This window comes from Pseudomonas sp. NPDC077408 (assembly GCF_050269105.1).
Lineage (GTDB): Bacteria > Pseudomonadota > Gammaproteobacteria > Pseudomonadales > Pseudomonadaceae > Stutzerimonas.
This window is the reverse complement of the sequence record NZ_JBNNHS010000012.1, coordinates 70338-91206: the sequence shown is the minus strand read 5'-3', so window position 1 is coordinate 91206 and position 20869 is coordinate 70338. Positions and strand designations below refer to the sequence as shown.

The following is a 20869-nucleotide window of genomic DNA, read 5'->3' as shown; positions in this document are numbered from 1 at the left end:
AAATCAAGCCTTGGCTTTCTTCGCAGCGCGGTTGCGCTCGCCTTCGTCGAGGATCTTCTTGCGCAGACGGATCGACTTCGGCGTGACTTCGCACAGCTCGTCGTCCTGGATGAATTCCAGCGCCTGCTCCAGGGTGAACTTCACCGGCGGAACCAGGGCGATGGTTTCATCCTTGCCCGAGGCGCGCATGTTGTCGAGCTTCTTGCCTTTGGTGGGGTTTACGCCCATGTCGTTGTCACGGCTGTTCAGGCCGACGATCTGACCGTTGTAGATTTCCTGACCGTGCTCGACGAACAGCTTGCCGCGCGCCTGCAGGGTTTCCAGGGAATAGGTCAGTGCCTTGCCGGTTTCGACCGAAACCAATACGCCGTTCTGACGACCGGACATGTGGCCGGACTTCATCACGTCGTAGCGGTCGAAGATCGAGGTCAGGATGCCCGCACCGTTGGTGATGGTCAGGAAGTGGTTACGGAAACCGATCAGGCCACGAGCCGGGATGTTGTACTCAAGGCGCACACGGCCCTTGCCATCCGGAACCATGTTGCTCAGGTCGCCCTTACGCAAGCCCATCTCTTCCATGACCTTGCCCTGAGCTTCTTCCGGGATGTCGATGGTGACGTTCTCGAACGGCTCGTGCTTGGCACCGTCGACGTCACGAATGATCACTTCCGGACGGCCTACGGCCATTTCGAAGCCTTCACGGCGCATGTTCTCGATCAGTACCGACAGGTGCAGCTCACCACGACCGGAGACCTTGAACTTGTCGGCCGAGTCGCCTTCTTCAACGCGCAGGGCTACGTTGTACAGCAGCTCCTTGTCCAGACGGTCTTTGATGTTACGGCTGGTGACGAACTTGCCTTCCTTGCCGCAGAACGGCGAATCGTTGACCTGGAAGGTCATGGAAACGGTCGGCTCGTCAACGGTCAGCGGCTTCATCGCTTCGACGTTGTTCTGGTCGCACAGGGTGTCGGAGATGAACAGTTCATCCATACCGCTGATGCAGACGATGTCGCCAGCGGTGGCTTCTTCGACGTCGACACGGTGCAGACCGTGGTGACCCATCAGCTTGAGGATACGGCCGTTACGCTTCTTGCCGTGCATGTCGATGGCAGTGACTGGGGTGTTCGGCTTGACGCGACCACGGGCGATACGGCCTACACCGATGATGCCGAGGAAGCTGTTGTAGTCCAGCGCTGAAATCTGCATCTGGAACGGGCCGTCCATGTCGACCTTCGGAGCCGGTACGTGGTCGACGATGGCCTGGTACAGCGGGGTCATGTCTTCAGCCATGTCGGTGTGATCCAGACCGGCAATGCCGTTCAGGGCCGAGGCGTAGACGACCTGGAAGTCCAGCTGCTCTTCGGTGGCGCCGAGGTTGTCGAACAGGTCGAAGATCTGGTCCAGCACCCAATCAGGACGCGCGCCCGGACGGTCGACCTTGTTGATCACCACGATCGGACGCAGGCCGGCTTCGAAGGCCTTCTTGGTCACGAAGCGGGTTTGCGGCATCGGGCCGTCCTGGGCATCGACCAGCAGCAGCACGGAGTCGACCATCGACATCACGCGCTCAACTTCACCGCCGAAGTCGGCGTGGCCGGGGGTGTCGACGATGTTGATGCGGTAGTCGTTCCAGCGAATCGCGGTGTTCTTGGCCAGGATGGTGATCCCGCGCTCTTTTTCCTGGTCGTTGGAGTCCATCACGCGCTCGTCGTTGAGCTCGCCGCGCTCCAGAGTGCCGGACTGACGCAGGAGCTTGTCGACCAGAGTGGTTTTGCCATGGTCAACGTGAGCGATGATGGCGATGTTGCGAAGATTGTCGATCACAGTAGTGGTCTCGTAGTTGGGTTGGGCTACTCGGCAAATGCTTCAAGCTGCCCAACGCGAAAAAATTGGATGAAGGGAACAAATCGTTAGCGACGTGTTGCGGCGATTCAGCCGCAAAGCGGGTCGGGAGGGCGGTGGCGGATACTGCCGCCCAGCAGGCCGGGCTGTTTAGCTCGGACGATAAACGCGCACATTGACATGCCCCTCGCTCAGCAAATGATGAGCATGCAGGCGGCTCATGACACCTTTATCGCAATACAGCAGGTACTGGCGATTGTCGTCCAGTTCCTTGAATCGGTTGTTCAGTGCATAAAACGGCAATGTTTGCACTTCGATGCCCTGCAGTTGCAGAGGTTCGTCCTCGGCAAGGTCGGGGTGGCGAATGTCGATTACCACCTGCCCGGCACTCGCCTCGATAACTTCTTCAACTTGCAAATCCTGGCCCAGCTCGTCGATCACCCGATCGATGGCCACTTGCCGGGCATTCGCCAGAGCGCGCTCGAGGATCGCCATGTCGAACTGTTTCTCTTCGTGCTCGACGCGATAACGTTTGGCTTTGGTCGTCGGGTTCACCGAAATTACGCCACAGTACTCGGGCATGTTCTTGGCAAACTCGGCGGTGCCGATCTCGGAAGCGGTGTCGATGATGTCCTGTTTGTGGCTGGCGATCAGCGGACGCAGCACCAGCATATCGGTAGCCGAGTCGATAACCGACAGATTAGGCAGCGTCTGGCTCGAGACCTGAGAGATCGCTTCACCGGTTACCAGCGCGTCGATATGCAAACGTTCGGCGATCTGAGTCGAGACGCGCAGCATCATGCGTTTCAACACCACACCCATGTGGCTGTTATCGACCTTTTCCAGGATCTCACCGACTACTTCTTCGAACGGCACGCTGATAAACAGTACGCGATGGGAGCTGCCGTACTTCTTCCATAAATAGTGGGCAACTTCCATCACGCCCAGCTCATGGGCGCGACCACCCAGATTGAAGAAGCAGAAATGGGTCATCAACCCGCGGCGCATCATCTGATATGCCGCCACGGTGGAATCGAAGCCGCCGGACATCAGCACCAGCGTCTGCTCCAGCGCGCCCAGCGGGTAGCCGCCAATACCGTCGTGCTGTGCGTGCACGACAAACAGGCGTTGGTCGCGGATTTCCATCCGCACTTGGATTTCCGGTGCTTTGAGCGAGATGCCAGCGGCGCCGCACTGTTGGCGAAGCTCGCTGCCAACATATCGCTCTACATCCATCGAGCTGAATGGGTGCTTGCCTGCCCGTTTGCATCGCACGGCGAAGATCTTGCCCGGCAGACGGTCGGCATAGTGCGCCTTGCACTTGGCGAGGATGTCGTCCAGATCGCCTAGCGGGTACTCGTGCACTTCCAGGCAATGGGCGATGCCCGGCGTGCAGCGCAGGCGCTCGATCATCTGGTGCAAGATTTTCGGATCACTGAGCGCGGTTTCCACCTCAACGTTGTCCCACACCCCCTCCACCCGCAGTTCGGGATCGAGGTCGCGCAGCACGGTACGGATGTTCTTCGCCAATTGGCGAATGAAGCCCTTGCGTACCGGTGGGCTCTTTATGGTGATTTCGGGGAAAACCTTGACGATCAGTTTCATGGAAACAGCGCAGCGCCAGCATGGCGTGAAAAGAGGGGGGCGGAGTATATCGGAATTTGGTCAAGCTTTAGACAGTTTTATCGGAAAGCCCAACCTTGCACCCTTATGGAACAATCCCATTACTTTTCGCACCAATTTAGAGCGCATATAAACAAGCACAGCTGCACTAAACGACGGCGAGTACGCTAGGGCGGCTTAACAAGGGTGCTCGGATCCATCTCGGAGCACTGGCATGTAATTTGCTCCCTTGTGAGGCAGGTCGCCTTGACGGAGTATCGCCCGCTCGGCTTCACCCCCTAGATTCCGGAAGCATATCTGTCAACGCTTCCACCACTTGGAGAGCACCATGTCGAAGTCGCTTCAACTGATCAAAGATTACGATGTGAAGTGGATTGATCTGCGCTTCACCGACACCAAGGGCAAGCAGCACCACGTGACCGTTCCGGCGCGCGATGCTCACGACGAAGATTTCTTCGAGCACGGCAAAATGTTCGACGGCTCGTCCATCCATGGCTGGAAAGGCATTGAAGCCTCCGACATGATCCTGATGCCGGTCGATGAAACTGCCGTTCTGGATCCGTTCACCGAAGAGCCAACCCTGATTCTGGTCTGCGACATCGTCGAGCCAAGCACCATGCAGGGCTATGACCGCGACCCACGCTCCATCGCCAAGCGCGCCGAGGAATTCCTCAAGTCCACCGGCATCGGCGACACTGTATTCGTTGGCCCGGAACCTGAGTTCTTCATCTTCGACCAGGTGAAGTTCAAGTCCGACATCTCCGGCTCGATGTTCAAGATCTACTCCGAGCAAGGCTCCTGGATGACCGACCAGGACGTCGAAGGCGGCAACAAGGGCCATCGCCCGGCCGTGAAGGGTGGCTACTTCCCAGTTCCGCCGTGCGACCACGACCACGAAATCCGTACTGCCATGTGCAACGCCATGGAAGAGATGGGCCTGGTCGTCGAAGTGCATCACCACGAAGTGGCGACTGCCGGTCAGAACGAAATCGGCGTCAAGTTCAACACGCTGGTAAACAAGGCTGACGAAGTTCAGACCCTGAAGTACTGCGTGCACAACGTGGCCGATGTCTACGGCAAGACCGCGACCTTCATGCCGAAGCCGCTGTACGGCGACAACGGTTCGGGCATGCACGTACACATGTCGATCTCCAAAGACGGCAAGAACACCTTCGCTGGCGAAGGCTATGCCGGCCTGTCCGAAACCGCCCTGTACTTCATCGGCGGCATCATCAAGCACGGCAAGGCGCTGAACGGCTTCACCAACCCGGCTACCAACTCCTACAAGCGCTTGGTGCCAGGCTTCGAAGCACCGGTCATGCTGGCCTACTCGGCTCGTAACCGTTCCGCCTCGATCCGTATCCCTTACGTTTCCAGCCCGAAAGCCCGCCGTATCGAAGCGCGCTTCCCGGATCCGGCTGCCAACCCATACCTGTGCTTCGCTGCACTGCTGATGGCTGGCCTGGACGGCATCCAAAACAAGATCCACCCCGGCGATGCTGCTGACAAGAACCTGTACGATCTGCCGCCAGAAGAAGGCAAGCTGATCCCGCAGGTATGCGGCAGCCTGAAGGAAGCCCTGGAAGAACTCGACAAGGGCCGTGCGTTCCTGACCAAGGGCGGTGTGTTCTCCGATGACTTCATCGATGCCTACCTCGAGCTGAAGAGCGAGGAAGAAATCAAGGTCCGTACCTTCGTTCACCCGCTGGAATACGACCTGTACTACAGCGTCTAAGCCAGTACGCGTGACAGAAAAGCCTCCTTCGGGAGGCTTTTCCGTTTCTGCGATGTCATCAGTTGGTGATACCGACGTTACGACAAACGACCGGAGTGGCGTCGATCCCAAATCGCAACGGTCGCGCTTGCCTCGCCGCCAGCACGGTGCAAGGCTTCTCGCCACCCCTACCGCGGAGCTTCCCATGCGCATTGCATTGTTCAGCCTGCTACTCGCTCTCATGGCCCCGGCCATGGCACAGATTTACAAATACACCGACGACAAGGGCAACACCGTCTTCACCAATCAGCCACCCGAGGGCGTCGAGGCAGACGCTGTCGACCTTCCGCCCGCCAACACCGTTGATATCAAGACGCCAACAGCTCCACCACCGCTGGCCAACGAGCAGAGCGGCGGGGAGCGTCAGCAACCCTATCGGAGCGTCGCGATCGGCGGTATTCCGGACGAGCAAGCGCTGCGCGCAAACAGCGGCACCTTTATCGTCAACGCCCAGCTCGATCCGCCGCTAAAGCAGGGCCACCAGATCCGCTTCCTGCTCGACGGCGTTCCCCAGGCAGAACCCAGCAGCGCGACCGCACTACAGTTAATAAACGTGGATCGCGGCACCCACCTGCTCGAAGTACAGGTGCTCAGCGGGGGCCAAGTTGTGCAGCAGGCCGAGGAGCAGTTCACCGTTCAGCGCGTCCACACCTCCAGCCCGGCGCGCCGATGAGACGCACCACGCGGCTGGGGCTTTCGGGGCTGCTGCTAGCGTTCGCATTGCCCGCGAGCGCAGCCATTTACAGCTACACCGATGCCGAGGGTAACCGCGTATTCACCGATCGCCCGGGCGGCCGCGCCGCCGAGCAGGTCGAGACCAAACCGGCTAACAGCATGGCGGCACAGCCCGTACCGCCGCCGAAGCAAGCGGTTAAGGTTCTAAAGGCGACCACACCAGGCTACACATTGCTCGATATCGTGCAGCCCGATCCCGACGCCACCATTCGCAACAATGCCGGTGAGCTGGCAGTCAGTGTGACCAGCACGCCAGCCCTGCATCCGGGCCATCAGTATCAATTGCTGCTTGATGGTGCGGCTGTGGGCGCGCCAGGTGAAAGCCCCGTATTGATGCTGCCAAACGTCGACCGAGGTACCCACCAGTTGGTGGTCGAAGTGATCGACAGCCAGGGCGAGCGCCTACAGGCCAGCGCGCCTCGCGTGTTCCACATGATGCGCACCTCCCTTGCGCAACGCCGCATGGTCAACCCTTGCAAGAAAGGCGACTACGGCGTTCGGCCAGAATGCCCGCTGAAAGATAAACCGAAGGAAAAGAAAGATATTCCATTCGTGCCCTTTCTGTGACCATGCTGCGCACCTGAATGGTGCATAGTTTAAGCCATGTTGTGTAGCGCTCCCCTTCCTGTTCGACGCCCTGCTCTGGAGCGCTAGTGCTCGCGGCGCCGCGCCGAAAAGGAGCGCCTTGGTTTGCTTCTTGCATTTCCTGACGTACACCCCGGACGCAGACTGCCATGATCAACGAAGCCCTACAGCGCCTGCTGATCGAGAATCTCACCACCGCCACCCTTTTGCTTAACTCACGGTTGCGCCTGGAATACATGAACCCCGCTGCCGAGATGCTGCTGGCAGTCAGCGGCCAACGCAGCCACGGCCAGTTCATCAGCGAACTGTTCACCGAGTCGTCGGAAGCCCTGGCTGCATTGCGCCTGGCTGTCGAAGAAGCCCATCCGTTCACCAAGCGGGAAGCAACGCTCACCTCGGCCAGCGGGCAGTCACTGACCGTCGACTACGCCGTGACGCCGGTACTGACGAAGCAGGAGACGATGCTGCTGCTGGAAGTGCTGCCACGCGACCGGCTGCTGCGCATCACCAAGGAAGAGGCGCAGCTATCCAAGCAGGAAACCACCAAGATGCTGGTCCGCGGGCTTGCCCATGAAATCAAGAACCCGCTTGGGGGAATACGCGGCGCCGCCCAACTGCTGGCTCGCGAACTGCCCGAAGAACACCTCAAGGATTACACCGAAGTCATCATCGAAGAGGCCGACCGCCTGCGAAATCTGGTCGACCGGATGCTCGGCTCAAACAAGTTGCCATCGTTGGCGATGACCAACATTCACGAGGTACTCGAACATGTCGCCAGCCTGATCGAAGCCGAATGCCAAGGCAGCCTCATTTTGGTGCGTGATTACGACCCAAGTATTCCCGAGGTCCTGATGGACCACGAGCAGATGATTCAGGCCGTGCTCAACATCATGCGTAACGCCATGCAGGCGCTTGCCGGGCAAACCGAACTGGGGCTAGGCCGCCTGACGCTACGTACTCGCACGCTGCGCCAGTTCACCATTGGTCATATCCGCCATCGGCTGGTCGCTCGGATCGAAATCATCGACAACGGCCCAGGTATTCCCGCCGAACTGCAGAACACGCTTTTCTACCCGATGGTCAGCGGCCGCCCCGACGGCACCGGTCTAGGCCTGGCCATTACCCAGAACATCATTAGCCAGCACCAGGGGCTGATCGAATGCGAAAGCCATCCCGGGCACACCTCGTTTTCGATCTTCCTGCCGCTGGAACAAGGAGTACCAACCGCATGAGCCGCAGCGAAACTGTCTGGATTGTCGACGATGACCGCTCCATCCGCTGGGTCCTGGAGAAAGCGCTGCAACAGGAAGGCATGACCACCCAAAGTTTCGAAAGCGCTGATGGTGTACTGGCGAAACTCGCACGGCAGCAGCCGGATGTGATCATTTCCGACATCCGCATGCCGGGTGTGAGCGGTCTCGACATGCTGGCGCAGATCCGCGACCTCTACCCGCGCCTGCCCGTGATCATCATGACCGCACATTCGGACCTCGACAGCGCGGTGGCCTCCTACCAGGGCGGCGCGTTCGAATACCTGCCCAAGCCTTTCGATGTGGATGAAGCGGTATCGCTGGTCAAGCGCGCCAACCAGCACGCCAAAGAGCAACAAGGGCTAAAGGCACCCGCCGATCAACGCCACACAACGGAAATCATCGGCGAAGCGCCAGCGATGCAGGAGGTGTTTCGCGCCATTGGCCGCCTCTCCCACTCAAACATTACTGTGTTGATCAACGGTGAGTCCGGCACCGGCAAGGAGCTGGTCGCTCATGCCTTGCACCGGCATAGCCCACGTTCGGCTTCCCCGTTTATTGCGCTGAATATGGCCGCGATTCCAAAGGATCTGATGGAATCGGAGCTGTTCGGTCACGAGAAAGGGGCCTTCACCGGTGCTGCCAACCAGCGTCGCGGCCGCTTCGAGCAAGCCGATGGCGGCACGCTGTTCCTCGACGAGATCGGCGACATGCCCGCCGACACCCAGACCCGCCTCCTGCGCGTACTGGCTGACGGCGAGTTCTATCGGGTCGGCGGTCATACACCGGTCAAGGTCGACGTGCGCATCATTGCCGCTACCCACCAGGACCTGGAAACCCTGGTTCAGGCCGGTAAGTTTCGCGAAGACCTGTTTCATCGGCTGAATGTCATCCGCATCCATATCCCGCGCCTGTCCGACCGCCGCGAAGACATTCCGACGCTCGCCTCACATTTCCTCGCCAGTGCCGCTACCGAATTGGCAGTCGAGACCAAGCTGCTCAAGCCCGAAACCGAGGAATACCTGCAAAATCTGCCGTGGCCGGGCAACGTGCGCCAGCTGGAGAACACCTGCCGCTGGATCACGGTGATGGCATCCGGGCGCGAAGTGCATGTCGACGACTTGCCCCCGGAACTGCTCAATCAGCCGGCCGATGCCATGCCGTCCAACAACTGGGAGCAGGCGCTGCGCCATTGGGCCGACCTGGCGCTGGCTCGCGGCCAATCGAATCTGCTCGACGAGGCGGTACCGGCTTTCGAACGCATCATGATCGAGACTGCACTCAAGCACACCGCCGGCCGCCGCCGTGATGCGGCTCTGCTATTGGGCTGGGGACGGAATACGCTGACGCGCAAAATCAAAGAGCTGGGAATGGGCGACAGCGCAGACGAGGATGAGAGCGACGAAGCCTGACCTGAACTGGCGCAGCCAGCGGCTGCGCCTTAGCGCGGCTTGACCTCGACCAGCAAGCGCCACTCGCCATCGATTTTTTCACCCGACCAGGCCGCTACGAGCGGTCGGGTCGCCACGAAATGCAGCAACAACCCCTTTTCCGTCGTCTGCACGCGCCAGCCAGCACTGGTGCTCCCAACCGCTATACGCCCCGCATCGGCGCTGCCCTTGGACTGAAACAGCATGCCCACGGCGCCTTCGACGTCCTGGCTGTAGAGCTCCGGCTCGCGGTTAAACCATAGCTGCAGCCCACTCGCTACAGGCTCGATACGCAACAGCTCGGCCGGGCCAGGCCGAAAGACGTGGCCGAGAAAAGAGCCGAACAACAGCCCGAGCAGCACCAGCGAGCCGAAAAAGCGCCGGCGAAGGCGAGGTAGCGGGTCGTTAGCCGCAGTAGAATGCCGGTCGTTTTCAGAGTCGGTGCCGCGCATGTTTCATGTAATCCTTTTTCAACCGGAGATTCCGCCGAATACCGGCAACATTATCAGGCTCTGCGCCAATGCCGGTTGTAGCCTGCACCTGATCGAACCGCTGGGCTTTGAGCTGGATGACAAACGGTTGCGCCGCGCCGGGCTGGATTATCACGAGTACGCGCCGCTCAAGCGACACGCCGATCTCGATAGTTGCCTAGAGAGCCTCGGCCGCCCTCGCCTGTTCGCCTTTACCACCAAAGGCTCGCAACCCTTTCATGAGGTCAAATTTCAGCGCGGCGATGCCTTCCTGTTCGGCCCGGAAAGCCGCGGTTTGCCGCCGGAGATCCGCGACGCGCTGCCCAACGAGCAGCGCCTGCGCCTGCCGATGCGTCCAGACAGCCGCAGTCTGAACCTCTCCAACACCGTGGCCGTCGCCGTCTACGAGGCCTGGCGACAGCTGGACTTCGCGCTGCAATAGCGCTGCCTCGCCAACAGCGGGCCCGTGCGTGTCGCTTGGCGATCCGTAACGCTCAGCCCTGCCTGCACGGCGAGCCGCCTGGCGTCACATCGGCAGGTTCATAAGGGGGCAAGACGCGATTCCCTCGCATCGGTTGAAATGCGCGGCAGTGTCCCCATATCAAGCGCATTCGGGCATTCATCGCCCCGCTGCGTGGAGATTTTCCTTTGACCACCATCGTTTCAGTACGCCGCAACGGCAAAGTCGTCATGGGCGGCGACGGCCAGGTTTCCCTCGGCAACACCGTCATGAAAGGCAACGCCAAGAAAGTCCGGCGCCTCTATCACGGCCAGGTCCTGGCGGGCTTCGCTGGCGCCACCGCCGATGCCTTCACACTGTTCGAGCGTTTCGAAGGTCAGCTGGAAAAACATCAGGGTCATTTGGTTCGGGCGGCCGTTGAGTTGGCTAAAGACTGGCGGACCGATCGCTCACTGAGCCGCTTGGAAGCCATGCTCGCGGTAGCCAACAAAGACGCCTCGCTGATCATCACCGGCAACGGCGATGTGGTGCAGCCGGAGAACGACCTGATCGCCATGGGCTCCGGCGGCGGCTTCGCCCAGGCCGCCGCCATGGCACTGATGCAGAAAGGTGACCAGAGCATGTCCGCCCAGGACATCACCGAAACCGCGTTGAACATTGCCGGCACCATCTGTGTCTTCACCAACCAGAATCTCACCATCGAGGAGCTCGACAGCGCGATTTGATCGCCCTCGAGCCCCGGAGTACCGCACCATGTCCATGACGCCCCGCGAGATCGTCCACGAACTCAATCGCCATATCATCGGCCAGGACGACGCCAAGCGTGCCGTTGCCATTGCGCTGCGCAACCGCTGGCGGCGGATGCAGCTCTCCGCCGAGCTGCGCCCGGAAGTAACGCCAAAGAATATCCTGATGATCGGCCCCACTGGCGTGGGCAAGACCGAGATCGCTCGGCGCCTGGCGAAGCTAGCCAATGCGCCGTTCATCAAGGTGGAGGCGACCAAGTTCACCGAAGTGGGTTATGTCGGCCGTGATGTCGAGTCGATAATCCGCGACCTCGCCGATGCGGCACTGAAGATGCTCCGCGAGCAGGAAGTAGTGAAGATGCGCCATCGCGCCGAAGATGCCGCCGAAGAGCGCATCCTCGACGCGCTGCTACCTCAGGCTCGCCCGGCCGGCTTCAATGAGGAGCAACCGGTGCAGAGCACTGATTCCAATACGCGCCAGCTGTTTCGCAAGCGCCTGCGCGAGGGCCAGCTCGACGACAAGGAAATCGATATCGAAGTGGCCGAGAGCCCAGCCGGGGTCGAGATCATGGCTCCCCCAGGCATGGAGGAGATGACCAATCAGCTGCAGAGCCTTTTCTCCAACATGGGTAAAGGCAAGAAGAAAAGCCGCAAGCTGAAGATCAAGGACGCCCTCAAACTGGTCCGCGATGAAGAAGCCGCGCGCTTGGTCAATGAGGAAGAGCTCAAAGCCCGCGCACTGGAAGCGGTAGAGCAGCACGGCATCGTCTTCATCGACGAGATCGACAAGGTCGCCAAGCGCGGCAACACCAGCGGCGCCGATGTCTCCCGTGAAGGCGTGCAGCGCGACCTGTTGCCGTTGATCGAGGGCAGCACGGTCAACACCAAGCTGGGCATGGTCAAGACCGACCACATCCTGTTCATCGCCTCCGGCGCGTTCCACCTGTCCAAGCCCAGCGATCTGGTGCCGGAACTTCAGGGTCGGCTGCCGATCCGCGTCGAGCTGAAAGCGCTGTCGCCGGAAGACTTCGAGCGCATCCTTACCGAGCCACACGCCTCGCTGACCGAGCAGTATCGTGAGCTGCTGAAGACCGAAGGGCTGGGCATTGAATTCACCGAGGACGGCATCAAGCGCCTGGCGCAGATCGCCTGGCAGGTCAACGAGAAGACCGAGAACATCGGTGCTCGCCGCCTGCACACGCTGCTTGAGCGCCTGCTTGAAGAGGTCTCGTTCAGCGCTGGCGACCTGGCCGGACAGCAGAATGGCGAGCCGATCCGCATCGATACCGCTTACGTCAACAGTCACCTCGGTGAACTGGCCGAAGACGAAGACCTGTCGCGTTATATCCTTTGAAACCAGCGACTGCGCCTCATGGACGAGGCTCGGCGCGCTGTCAGGAGCAATCGATGCGTATCCCAACTGCAATCAAGCTGCACAAAACGTCGAAAACACTGGAGCTGGAGTACGGGCCAGAGCAGCGCTATGTGCTATCCGCTGAGTTTCTGCGAGTCCACTCGCCCTCAGCCGAGGTGCAGGGTCACGGCAATCCGATCTTGCAGACCGGCAAGATCAACGTCGGGCTTGAAGGGATCGAGCCGGCCGGGCAGTACGCGCTCAAGCTGACCTTCAGCGATGGCCACGACAGCGGCTTGTACAGCTGGGACTATCTCTACCGGTTGGCGACCGATCAGCAGCAGATGTGGGCGGACTACCTCGACGCACTTGCCCGCGCTGGTAAGTCCCGTGATCCGGACATCTCACCGGTCAAACTGATGCTCTAAGCTTCCAGGTGTAGGCACCGGCTACGGTGGACCGCGCTTCATTGATCCACGACCGGGTCACCGGGGTTGCAAAAAATCGCAGCAGCCTTGCGCTCAAATGGGGTTCAGGATCGAAGCGCCTGCACCAGGGCTTGCTCGATTTGCGTCTGAACGCCGTCGCCCAGCGCCGACTGTCAGGCTGTGTTCGGCCAGCATGGACTGTGCTGACTTGCCGCTCGCGGCTTGGCGCTCGAGGATGCTTTTAGGTTTAGAATGCCGGCACATTCTTCCGGTGACAGTGACATGACCGATCCCCGCAAAGAGCGTGACGCAGAAGCCACCACCCACTTCGGCTACAAGAACGTGCCGGAGAGCGAAAAAGCGCAGAAGGTGGCAGAGGTATTCCATTCTGTGGCCGCCAAGTACGACCTCATGAACGACCTGATGTCCGGCGGCGTGCATCGCCTCTGGAAGCGCTTCACCATCGAGCTGTCCGGTGTCCGCCACGGCAACCGGGTGCTGGATATCGCCGGCGGCACCGGCGACCTGGCGCGCCAGTTCTCACGCATCGTCGGGCCGACCGGCGAAGTCGTACTGGCCGATATCAATGCCTCGATGCTCAAGGTTGGACGTGACCGCCTGCTGGATAAAGGCGTGGCCGATAACGTCAAGTTCGTTCAGGCCGATGCCGAAAAGCTGCCGTTCCCGGACAACCACTTCGATGTGGTTACCATCGCCTTCGGCCTGCGCAACGTGACGCACAAGGAAGACGCCATCGCGTCCATGCTGCGCGTCCTCAAGCCCGGCGGTCGGCTGCTGGTTCTGGAGTTTTCCAAACCGACCAACCAGCTGTTCTCCAAGGCCTACGACGCCTACTCGTTCAGCCTCCTGCCGATGATGGGCAAGCTGATCACCAACGACTCCGAAAGCTACCGCTACCTAGCCGAGTCGATCCGCATGCATCCGGATCAGGAAACCCTGAAGGGCATGATGGCCGACGCCGGATTCGAGCGCGTCACCTACCACAACATGACCGGCGGCATCGTCGCCCTGCACCGCGGCATCAAGCCCTGATGCTGCGCGCTGCCCTGCTGGCCGGCGCCGAGCGCGGCCTCAATGGCGTTCTGCGCCTGGATCCGACCGCCCTGCCGCGGCTGTCCAAGCTCAGTGGTCGAATCATAGAAATCGACTGCACGGCACCGGCTTGGAAACTATTCATCCTGGCCGATGCCGATGGCCTGCGGTTAGCAACGCAATGGGGCAGCGAGCCGGATTGCCGCTTGCGCGCTTCCGCCACGGATCTGCTGCGCCTGGCGACCAACCGCAACAAGACGGCCATCCTGCATGGTCCGGATGTCGAAATCGAAGGCGACAGCGGCGCGCTGATGAGCCTCGCCGAAGTTCTGCAGGATCTCGAGCTTGATTGGGAATACGAGGTGTCGCGCTGGCTGGGTCCGGTCGGTGCGCATCTGCTCGGTTCCAGCGCTCGGCGTCAATCCGCCTGGTTGCGCCAAACTGCCGACAGCCTGCAACAGAACCTGGCCGAATACCTCAGCGAAGAATCACGCACACTGGTCGGCATAGCTGAGGCTGAAACACGCTTCGCTGAACTCGACCGCCTCAAGCTCGACCTCGACCGACTCGAAGCCCGCATCGAGCGGCTCACCCACTCCCAAAAACCAGACCGATCCGAATGAAGCTGTTCGCCGCGGCCCGCCGCCTGTTTCGCATCCTGCTGGTGGTGATCCGCTACCGCCTGGACGACATCATTCTCGACCTGCCGATGCCGTGGTGGCTGCGTGCGACCAGTTACCTGCTGCCATGGCGCTGGCTGCCACGCCGGCGCACCGAACTCTCTCGAGGGGCGCGCCTGCGCCTGGCGCTGGAAGGGCTCGGCCCGATTTTCATCAAATTCGGCCAGATTCTTTCGACCCGACGCGACCTCCTGCCGCTCGACATCGCCGAAGAGCTGGCCATGCTTCAGGACCGGGTACCGCCGTTCGACTCGGCAGTCGCCACGGCACTCATCGAACGTGAGCTGGGCGCGCCAGTGGGCGAAGTGTTCGCCCGATTCGACAGCAAGCCGTTGGCGTCCGCCTCGGTCGCCCAGGTACACGCCGCCAAACTGCGCAGCGGTGAAGAGGTGGTTGTCAAGGTGGTACGACCGAACCTGCGACCAATCATCAGCCAGGACATTGCCTGGTTGTTCCTGCTGGCGAAGACCACCGAACGCGCCTCCAACGAGGCCCGCCGCCTACACCTGGTAGAAGTGGTCGACGACTACGCCAAGACCATCTACGACGAACTCGACCTGCTGCGCGAAGCGGCCAACGCCAGTCAGCTGAAGCGCAACTTCCAAGGTTCGCCGCTGCTTTATGTCCCTCAGGTTTACTGGGACTACTGCCGCCCGCAGGTGCTCGTGATGGAGCGCATCTACGGCGTGCCTGTGACCGACATGAAGCGCCTGGCTGAGCAGCGCACCGACATGAAACAGCTGGCCGAGCGCGGCGTAGAGATCTTCTTCACCCAGGTCTTCCGCGACAGCTTCTTCCACGCCGACATGCATCCCGGCAACATTTTCGTCAGCACGCACCAGCCGTGGAACCCGCAATACATAGCGGTCGACTTCGGCATCGTCGGCAGTCTCACCCCGGAGGATCAGGACTATCTTGCACGCAACTTGATGGCTTTCTTCCGACGCGACTACCGCAAGGTGGCACAGCTGCACATCGACTCGGGCTGGGTGCCGGCCGAAACCAAAGTCAATGAGTTCGAGGCGGCAATCCGTACCGTCTGCGAGCCAATCTTCGAAAAGCCGCTAAAGGACATCTCCTTCGGCCAGCTGCTGGTCCGCCTGTTCCAGGTCGCGCGCCGCTTCAACATGGAAGTCCAGCCGCAGCTGGTCCTGCTCCAGAAAACGCTGCTCAACATCGAAGGTCTGGGCCGTGAGCTCTACCCGGAACTGGACCTCTGGGCCACTGGCCAGCCTTACCTCGAGCGCTGGATGCGCGAACGCATGAGCCCGAAACAACTGTTGAAGAACGCCCAGGCGCAGATCGAACAGCTGCCGCACCTGGCGGGCATGACGCGCGAGCTGCTTGAGCGCATGTCGGGACCCCACGCTAACAACCTGCCGCCGCCCTGGCGCGAACACCATCATCACTGGCCATTGCGTCTGGTCGGCGCCGCGTTGCTAGCCGGGGGCGCCACGCTGGCGGCGGCGGCCGAGAGTATTTCCGCGCTGGCGACCTGGCCCGCCTGGCTGATGCTGGCGGCCGGGATCTACATCGTGGTGCGCCGATAGCCAGCGGTCGGGCAGGCTGGCACACTGAGCGTACAGAGTGGAGAATCCGATGAACTGGCTGGATCAAATCAACTGGAACGAAGACGGGCTAGTACCGGCGATCGCCCAGGACCATCAGACCGGGCGCATCCTAATGATGGCCTGGATGAATCGCGAAGCGCTGGAACTGACCACTGCAGAGAACCGCGCCATCTATTGGTCACGTTCGCGTGGCAAGCTGTGGCGCAAGGGGGAGGAATCCGGCCACGTGCAGAAGCTGCACGAGCTGCGCCTGGACTGCGACGCCGACGTGATCGTATTGATGGTCGAACAGCTTGGTGGCATTGCCTGCCACACCGGGCGTGAAAGCTGTTTCTACCGAGTCTTTGAGAACGGTGATTGGAAGACTGTCGAACCGGTCCTCAAGGACCCGCACGCGATATACGCGGAGCACACACATGAGTGATACCTTTTCCCGCCTGGCCGAGGTGCTGGAAGCCCGCAAGGGAGCCGCGGCAGACAGTTCCTATGTGGCCAGCCTCTACCATAAGGGACTCAACAAGATTCTTGAGAAGGTCGGCGAGGAGTCGGTTGAAACCATACTAGCCGCCAAAGACGCTGCCGCAAGCGGTGACGCCAGCGACCTGATCTACGAAACCGCCGACCTCTGGTTTCACAGTTTGGTAATGCTGGCCGCGTTGGATCAGCATCCACAGGCGGTTCTGGACGAACTCGACCGGCGATTCGGTCTCTCTGGGCATGCGGAAAAAGCCGCGCGCCCACATTCCTGATAGACAACTTCGGAGTACTGCAGCATGGGTTTTGGTGGAATCAGCGTCTGGCAACTCCTGATCGTTCTGCTCATCGTGGTCATGCTTTTTGGCACCAAGCGCCTCAAGGGCATGGGCTCCGACCTTGGCGATGCGATCAAGGGCTTCCGCAAGTCCATGGGCACCGACGAGGAAAAGCCCGGTGTCGATGAGAAACAAAACCACACCATCGATGCCGAGGCCCGCAAGGTCGAAGAACCGACAAAGAAGAACTGACGCGCCATGTTCGATATCGGTTTCACCGAACTGCTGCTGATCGGCCTGGTTGCGCTGTTCGTTCTCGGCCCTGAGCGCTTGCCCGGTGCGGTGCGCACTGCTGGACTTTGGATTGGTCGCGCCAAGCGAAGCTTTGCGAATATTAAGTCCGAGGTCGAACGCGAGATTGGCGCCGACGAGATTCGCCGTCAGCTACACAACGAGCGCATCCTCGACCTTGAGCGGGAAATGAAGCAGAGCATCATGCCCAGCTCGCCCATCGCCAACAGCACGCCATCTCCGCAATCGGCCACACCGCCACCGGATGCTAGCCACCTCGAAGAGGCAGCGTCCACAGAAGCCAAACCCGCCGACACGGCCCCCGTACCTCGCCCGGACAAATCGCCTGAGCCATGAGCAATACATCCATTGATGATCAGGAAATGCCGCTGATTGCCCACCTGACCGAATTGCGCAAGCGGCTACTGCGCTGCGTGGTGGCGATACTGCTGCTGTTTGGCGGGTTGTTTTACTTCTCCCAGCAGATCTACGCGCTGGTGGCCGCACCGCTGCGGGCCTACCTGCCAGAAGGCGCGACGATGATCGCCACAGGCGTGGCCTCGCCGTTCCTGACACCGTTCAAGCTGACGATGATGGTGGCGCTGTTCCTGTCGATGCCGGTCATCCTGCATCAGATCTGGAGCTTTATTGCGCCCGGTCTGTACAAGCATGAAAAGCGCGTTGCGGTGCCGTTGCTGATCTCCAGCATCTTCCTCTTCTACGGCGGCATGGCCTTCGCGTACTTCGTGGTTTTCCCAATCATGTTCGGCTTCTTTGCCAGCGTGACACCCGAAGGCGTGGCGATGATGACCGACATCGGTCAGTACCTCGACTTCGTGCTGACATTGTTCTTCGCCTTTGGCGTGGCGTTCGAAATCCCGGTAGCGACCTTCCTGCTGATCTGGGTGGGCATCGTCGACGTAGCCACCCTGCGCAAAAGCCGTCCCTACGTTGTGGTCGGCTGCTTCGTCGTTGGCATGGTGTTGACGCCGCCCGACGTGTTCTCCCAGGCCTTGCTCGCTGTGCCTATGTGGATACTGTTCGAGGCCGGTCTAATCTGCGGCAGCATGGTGAAGAAGCGCGAAGAAGAATTTCGCGGTGATGCAGACGGCAGCGAACCCGACCCCGGCGATCAACCACCCGTTTCACGTCCGTGAATCTGTTGCTGCTGGAGGCGGCCGACTTTGTCGCCGCCGATCGGGTAGTTCTGCGTGGCCGCCGTCTGACACACCTCCATGAGGTTCACCGCGCCGAGGCGGGAGAGTGCCTGAGGGTCGGACTGCTAGGCGGCCAAATGGGCCAGGGACAACTGCTGCGTCTGGACGCCACGGAAGCCGAACTCAAGATCGAGCTGCAGCAAACTCCGCCAGCCAAATTGCCCGTTACTCTGCTGTTGGCCTTGCCCCGGCCGAAGATGCTGCGCCGCGTCCTGCAAACGGTAGCCAGCATGGGCGTGCCTAAGCTTGTCTTGCTTAACAGCTACCGCGTAGAGAAGAGTTTCTGGCAGACCCCGTTCCTCGAGCCGCAGGCCATCCGCGAACAGCTGCTACTCGGATTGGAGCAGGCCCGCGATACCGTGTTGCCTGAAGTCATCATCGAGAAGCGCTTCAAACCCTTCGTAGAAGATCGCCTGCCACAGCTGGTTGCCGGTACCCGCGGCCTGGTCGGTCACCCAGGCGACTACCCGGCCTGCCCTCGTGCACTGAGCGAGCCGGTGACGCTGGCTATTGGTCCCGAAGGCGGCTGGATACCCTACGAAGTGGAGAAACTGACCGAGGCAGGCCTGCAGCCAGTGCAGCTTGGGGATCGCATTCTGCGAGTTGAGACCGCCGTCAGCGTCCTGCTGGCGCGCTTGTTCTGAAGATCATTTAGCCGAGATGCGACGCGGTACCGATGAACGTAGTGCACGCAAGCGGTGCGCACGGGTCAGGTTCTGTGAACCCCTCAATCATAGTTGTAGCCATGCGACCCTTGACCATAGATCTTCACCGCCTGGAATACGCCCTGGAAAACCGCGACGCCAGCGAGCATTACCTGGACCTGGAGTCCGGCCAGATTCAGGCGGTTTTCCCCGGAGAAGCCGCCCCAGGTGCCGATGAAAAATATGATGTGCAAGAAGATCGCTACTTGCACATCGAGCCTCTCGGGCTGGCGCAGTCGATCGCGATGCGTGAAGCGTTCCTGTTCACCCAGCACGACCCCAACGCACATACCGTCCTTGCCAATGCCTTGCAGGGACGCAAGCCGCTGCGAACGTTCGACTTCAAGCTGGAAGACTTTCCGGATGTTCGCCAGGCCTGGCTCGACTATCAAGCGGTGCAGTTACGTGAATACGCTATAACCTGGCTGCACGAAAACGGGCTCGAATCGTCGAAACGCTGACCTTGCCCGCCGCCTTACCCTCAGCTTTCCAGCAGGAAGGTCACCGGCCCGTCGTTCTGAAGATAGACCTGCATATCGGCACCGAAGCGGCCGCAGGCCACATTCGCATGCTTCAGACGCGCCTGACCGACCAGGTAATTGTAGAGCTCTTCACCCAGCTCTGGAGGCGCAGCAGTTGAGAAGCTCGGCCGTAGACCACTGTTCGTGTCCGCCGCTAGGGTGAATTGAGAAACCAGCAACAGACCACCGCCGACGTCGGAAAGTGAGCGGTTCATCTTGTCGTTCTCGTCGCTGAACACTCGGTATCGCAACAGCTTGTGCAGGAGCTTATCGGCACGCGCTCGATCATCCTCTCGCTCGACCCCGACCAGCACCAGCAGGCCCTGATCGATCGAGCCGATCACCTCGCCAGCCACCTCGACCCGCGCCTGTCCCACGCGCTGGATCAATGCCTTCATCAGGCCTCCTCAGGGGGCAGGTCGAGCAGGCGCTGTGCTATCTCGGCCGCGGCTCGGACCAGTGCATCGCAGATGCCATGTTCGGATGCTGAATGGCCAGCCTCGCGAATGATCTGCAGCTCGCTGTTGGGCCAGGCCTCGTGCAGCGCCCACGCATTGTCCAGCGGGCAGATTACGTCATAACGGCCATGCACGATGATGCCCGGCAGGTGTGCAATCTTGTGCACGTCGCGCAGTAACTGGTTCGGCTCAAGAAATGCCTGGTTGACGAAGTAATGGCACTCGATACGCGCCATTGCCAGCGCACGATGAGTATCGGAGAAACGATCGACTACTTGGGTATTGGGCCGCAGCGTGGCCGTGCGCCCCTCCCAGCAGGACCAGGCCTTGGCCGCATGCATCTGAGCGATCTGGTCGGTACCGGTCAAACGCTTGTAGAACGCCTGCATTAGATCGCCGCGTTCTTCTGGCGGAATCGGGGCGATGAAGTCCTGCCAATAATCTGGAAACAGGCGGCTAGCGCCTCCCTGATAGAACCACTGGAAGTCCTCCGGCCGACACAGAAAGATGCCTCGCAGGATGAGTGCATGGACACGCTCGGGAAAGGTCTGGGCATACGCGAGCGACAGCGTCGAACCCCAGGAGCCGCCAAACAGCACCCACTTGTCGATGCCAAGAAATTCGCGGATGTGCTCCATGTCCGCGATCAGGTGCGCCGTGGTGTTATTTTCGAGGCTTGCATGGGGCGTGGAACGACCGCAGCCACGCTGATCGAACGTGATGATGCGGTAAAGGTTAGGGTCGAAGAAGCGACGACTCAGCGCATCACAACCACCGCCTGGGCCACCGTGAACGAATACAACAGGCAGGCCCTCCGGCGACCCACTCTCGTCGACGTAAAGCACATGCGGCGCTTCGACCGCCAGCTCATGCCGGGCGTAGGGTTTGATCTCCGGATACAAGGTTTGCATGGCACACTCCATGA

The 20869-nt window shown here is 60.5% G+C and carries 24 protein-coding genes; 19 read left to right on the top strand and 5 right to left on the bottom strand.

Going from position 1 to position 20869, the window contains the following annotated elements; all coding sequences use genetic code 11:
* Positions 1 to 3 precede the first annotated feature (3 nt).
* Positions 4 to 1824, bottom strand: a complete 1821-nt coding sequence (typA, locus tag ACQKEK_RS21415; RefSeq protein WP_216707009.1) for a translational GTPase TypA — start codon at positions 1822 to 1824, stop codon at positions 4 to 6.
* A gap of 168 nt (positions 1825 to 1992) precedes the next feature.
* Positions 1993 to 3447: a tRNA uracil 4-sulfurtransferase ThiI gene (thiI, locus tag ACQKEK_RS21410; RefSeq protein ID WP_499144224.1), complete on the bottom strand. Its 1455-nt coding sequence runs from the start codon at positions 3445 to 3447 to the stop codon at positions 1993 to 1995.
* A 346-nt stretch (positions 3448 to 3793) separates the two neighbouring features.
* On the opposite strand from thiI, the gene glnA reads away from it, so the two are divergent.
* The 5 genes from glnA (at position 3794) to ntrC (ending at position 9221) form a co-directional block, all read left to right on the top strand.
* Entirely contained in the window at positions 3794 to 5200 is a 1407-nt protein-coding gene (glnA, locus tag ACQKEK_RS21405; protein WP_045422502.1) for a glutamate--ammonia ligase, read from the top strand.
* Between the two features lie 184 nt (positions 5201 to 5384).
* Complete coding sequence (locus ACQKEK_RS21400; RefSeq protein ID WP_128119606.1) at positions 5385 to 5912, top strand: DUF4124 domain-containing protein; 528 nt, start codon at positions 5385 to 5387, stop codon at positions 5910 to 5912.
* Positions 5909 to 6541, top strand: coding sequence for a DUF4124 domain-containing protein (locus tag ACQKEK_RS21395; protein ID WP_499144225.1), 633 nt, complete (start codon positions 5909 to 5911; stop codon positions 6539 to 6541). The genes ACQKEK_RS21400 and ACQKEK_RS21395 overlap by 4 nt, the downstream gene beginning before the upstream one ends.
* A gap of 167 nt (positions 6542 to 6708) precedes the next feature.
* A complete protein-coding gene (gene glnL / locus ACQKEK_RS21390; RefSeq protein ID WP_499144226.1) occupies positions 6709 to 7791 on the top strand; it encodes a nitrogen regulation protein NR(II) in 1083 nt (360 codons plus the stop codon).
* Entirely contained in the window at positions 7788 to 9221 is a 1434-nt protein-coding gene (gene ntrC, locus ACQKEK_RS21385; RefSeq protein WP_499144227.1) for a nitrogen regulation protein NR(I), read from the top strand. The genes glnL and ntrC overlap by 4 nt, the downstream gene beginning before the upstream one ends.
* A gap of 29 nt (positions 9222 to 9250) precedes the next feature.
* Here the strand turns inward: ntrC and ACQKEK_RS21380 are convergent, their stop codons facing one another.
* On the bottom strand, positions 9251 to 9691 hold the full coding sequence (locus ACQKEK_RS21380; RefSeq protein WP_045422510.1) for a hypothetical protein: 441 nt from the start codon (positions 9689 to 9691) through the stop codon (positions 9251 to 9253).
* Here ACQKEK_RS21380 and trmL point away from each other — a divergent pair.
* From trmL to ACQKEK_RS21310, 14 genes are all read left to right on the top strand, one after another.
* Entirely contained in the window at positions 9690 to 10151 is a 462-nt protein-coding gene (gene trmL / locus ACQKEK_RS21375) for a tRNA (uridine(34)/cytosine(34)/5-carboxymethylaminomethyluridine(34)-2'-O)-methyltransferase TrmL (RefSeq protein WP_045422512.1), read from the top strand. The two genes, ACQKEK_RS21380 and trmL, sit on opposite strands and share 2 nt — an antisense overlap.
* A 206-nt stretch (positions 10152 to 10357) precedes the next feature.
* Positions 10358 to 10894, top strand: a complete 537-nt coding sequence (gene hslV, locus ACQKEK_RS21370) for an ATP-dependent protease subunit HslV (RefSeq protein ID WP_045431382.1) — start codon at positions 10358 to 10360, stop codon at positions 10892 to 10894.
* Between the two features lie 28 nt (positions 10895 to 10922).
* A complete protein-coding gene (hslU, locus tag ACQKEK_RS21365) occupies positions 10923 to 12269 on the top strand; it encodes an ATP-dependent protease ATPase subunit HslU (protein ID WP_046163548.1) in 1347 nt (448 codons plus the stop codon).
* A gap of 53 nt (positions 12270 to 12322) precedes the next feature.
* Positions 12323 to 12697 carry a gamma-butyrobetaine hydroxylase family protein gene (locus ACQKEK_RS21360; RefSeq protein WP_499144228.1) on the top strand — a complete coding sequence of 125 codons (375 nt, stop codon included), beginning with the start codon at positions 12323 to 12325 and terminating at the stop codon, positions 12695 to 12697.
* A 282-nt stretch (positions 12698 to 12979) separates the two neighbouring features.
* Entirely contained in the window at positions 12980 to 13750 is a 771-nt protein-coding gene (gene ubiE, locus ACQKEK_RS21355) for a bifunctional demethylmenaquinone methyltransferase/2-methoxy-6-polyprenyl-1,4-benzoquinol methylase UbiE (protein WP_045422518.1), read from the top strand.
* Complete coding sequence (locus ACQKEK_RS21350) at positions 13750 to 14373, top strand: ubiquinone biosynthesis accessory factor UbiJ (RefSeq protein ID WP_499144229.1); 624 nt, start codon at positions 13750 to 13752, stop codon at positions 14371 to 14373. The genes ubiE and ACQKEK_RS21350 overlap by 1 nt, the downstream gene beginning before the upstream one ends.
* Positions 14370 to 15980, top strand: coding sequence for a ubiquinone biosynthesis regulatory protein kinase UbiB (ubiB, locus tag ACQKEK_RS21345; RefSeq protein ID WP_499144230.1), 1611 nt, complete (start codon positions 14370 to 14372; stop codon positions 15978 to 15980). The genes ACQKEK_RS21350 and ubiB overlap by 4 nt, the downstream gene beginning before the upstream one ends.
* A gap of 49 nt (positions 15981 to 16029) precedes the next feature.
* Positions 16030 to 16425: a phosphoribosyl-AMP cyclohydrolase gene (gene hisI / locus ACQKEK_RS21340; RefSeq protein WP_499144231.1), complete on the top strand. Its 396-nt coding sequence runs from the start codon at positions 16030 to 16032 to the stop codon at positions 16423 to 16425.
* A complete protein-coding gene (locus tag ACQKEK_RS21335; protein ID WP_045422524.1) occupies positions 16418 to 16750 on the top strand; it encodes a phosphoribosyl-ATP diphosphatase in 333 nt (110 codons plus the stop codon). Before hisI ends, ACQKEK_RS21335 begins: the two co-directional genes overlap by 8 nt.
* Before the next feature lie 24 nt (positions 16751 to 16774).
* Entirely contained in the window at positions 16775 to 17005 is a 231-nt protein-coding gene (gene tatA / locus ACQKEK_RS21330) for a twin-arginine translocase TatA/TatE family subunit (RefSeq protein WP_102837074.1), read from the top strand.
* A 6-nt stretch (positions 17006 to 17011) separates the two neighbouring features.
* Positions 17012 to 17401 carry a Sec-independent protein translocase protein TatB gene (tatB, locus tag ACQKEK_RS21325; RefSeq protein WP_128119615.1) on the top strand — a complete coding sequence of 130 codons (390 nt, stop codon included), beginning with the start codon at positions 17012 to 17014 and terminating at the stop codon, positions 17399 to 17401.
* Positions 17398 to 18201, top strand: a complete 804-nt coding sequence (gene tatC, locus ACQKEK_RS21320; RefSeq protein WP_128119616.1) for a twin-arginine translocase subunit TatC — start codon at positions 17398 to 17400, stop codon at positions 18199 to 18201. The genes tatB and tatC overlap by 4 nt, the downstream gene beginning before the upstream one ends.
* The gene (locus ACQKEK_RS21315; RefSeq protein ID WP_499144232.1) at positions 18198 to 18905 is read left to right on the top strand and encodes a 16S rRNA (uracil(1498)-N(3))-methyltransferase; all 708 of its coding nucleotides are present in this window, start codon (positions 18198 to 18200) and stop codon (positions 18903 to 18905) included. Before tatC ends, ACQKEK_RS21315 begins: the two co-directional genes overlap by 4 nt.
* A 101-nt stretch (positions 18906 to 19006) precedes the next feature.
* Positions 19007 to 19426: a UPF0158 family protein gene (locus ACQKEK_RS21310; RefSeq protein ID WP_128119618.1), complete on the top strand. Its 420-nt coding sequence runs from the start codon at positions 19007 to 19009 to the stop codon at positions 19424 to 19426.
* Positions 19427 to 19446: 20 nt separating this feature from the next.
* Here ACQKEK_RS21310 and dtd read toward each other — a convergent pair whose 3' ends face one another.
* Both dtd and pip read right to left on the bottom strand, forming a co-directional pair.
* Positions 19447 to 19884 carry a D-aminoacyl-tRNA deacylase gene (dtd, locus tag ACQKEK_RS21305; protein ID WP_499144233.1) on the bottom strand — a complete coding sequence of 146 codons (438 nt, stop codon included), beginning with the start codon at positions 19882 to 19884 and terminating at the stop codon, positions 19447 to 19449.
* A complete protein-coding gene (gene pip, locus ACQKEK_RS21300) occupies positions 19884 to 20855 on the bottom strand; it encodes a prolyl aminopeptidase (RefSeq protein WP_499144234.1) in 972 nt (323 codons plus the stop codon). The genes dtd and pip overlap by 1 nt, the downstream gene beginning before the upstream one ends.
* Positions 20856 to 20869: the final 14 nt, after the last annotated feature.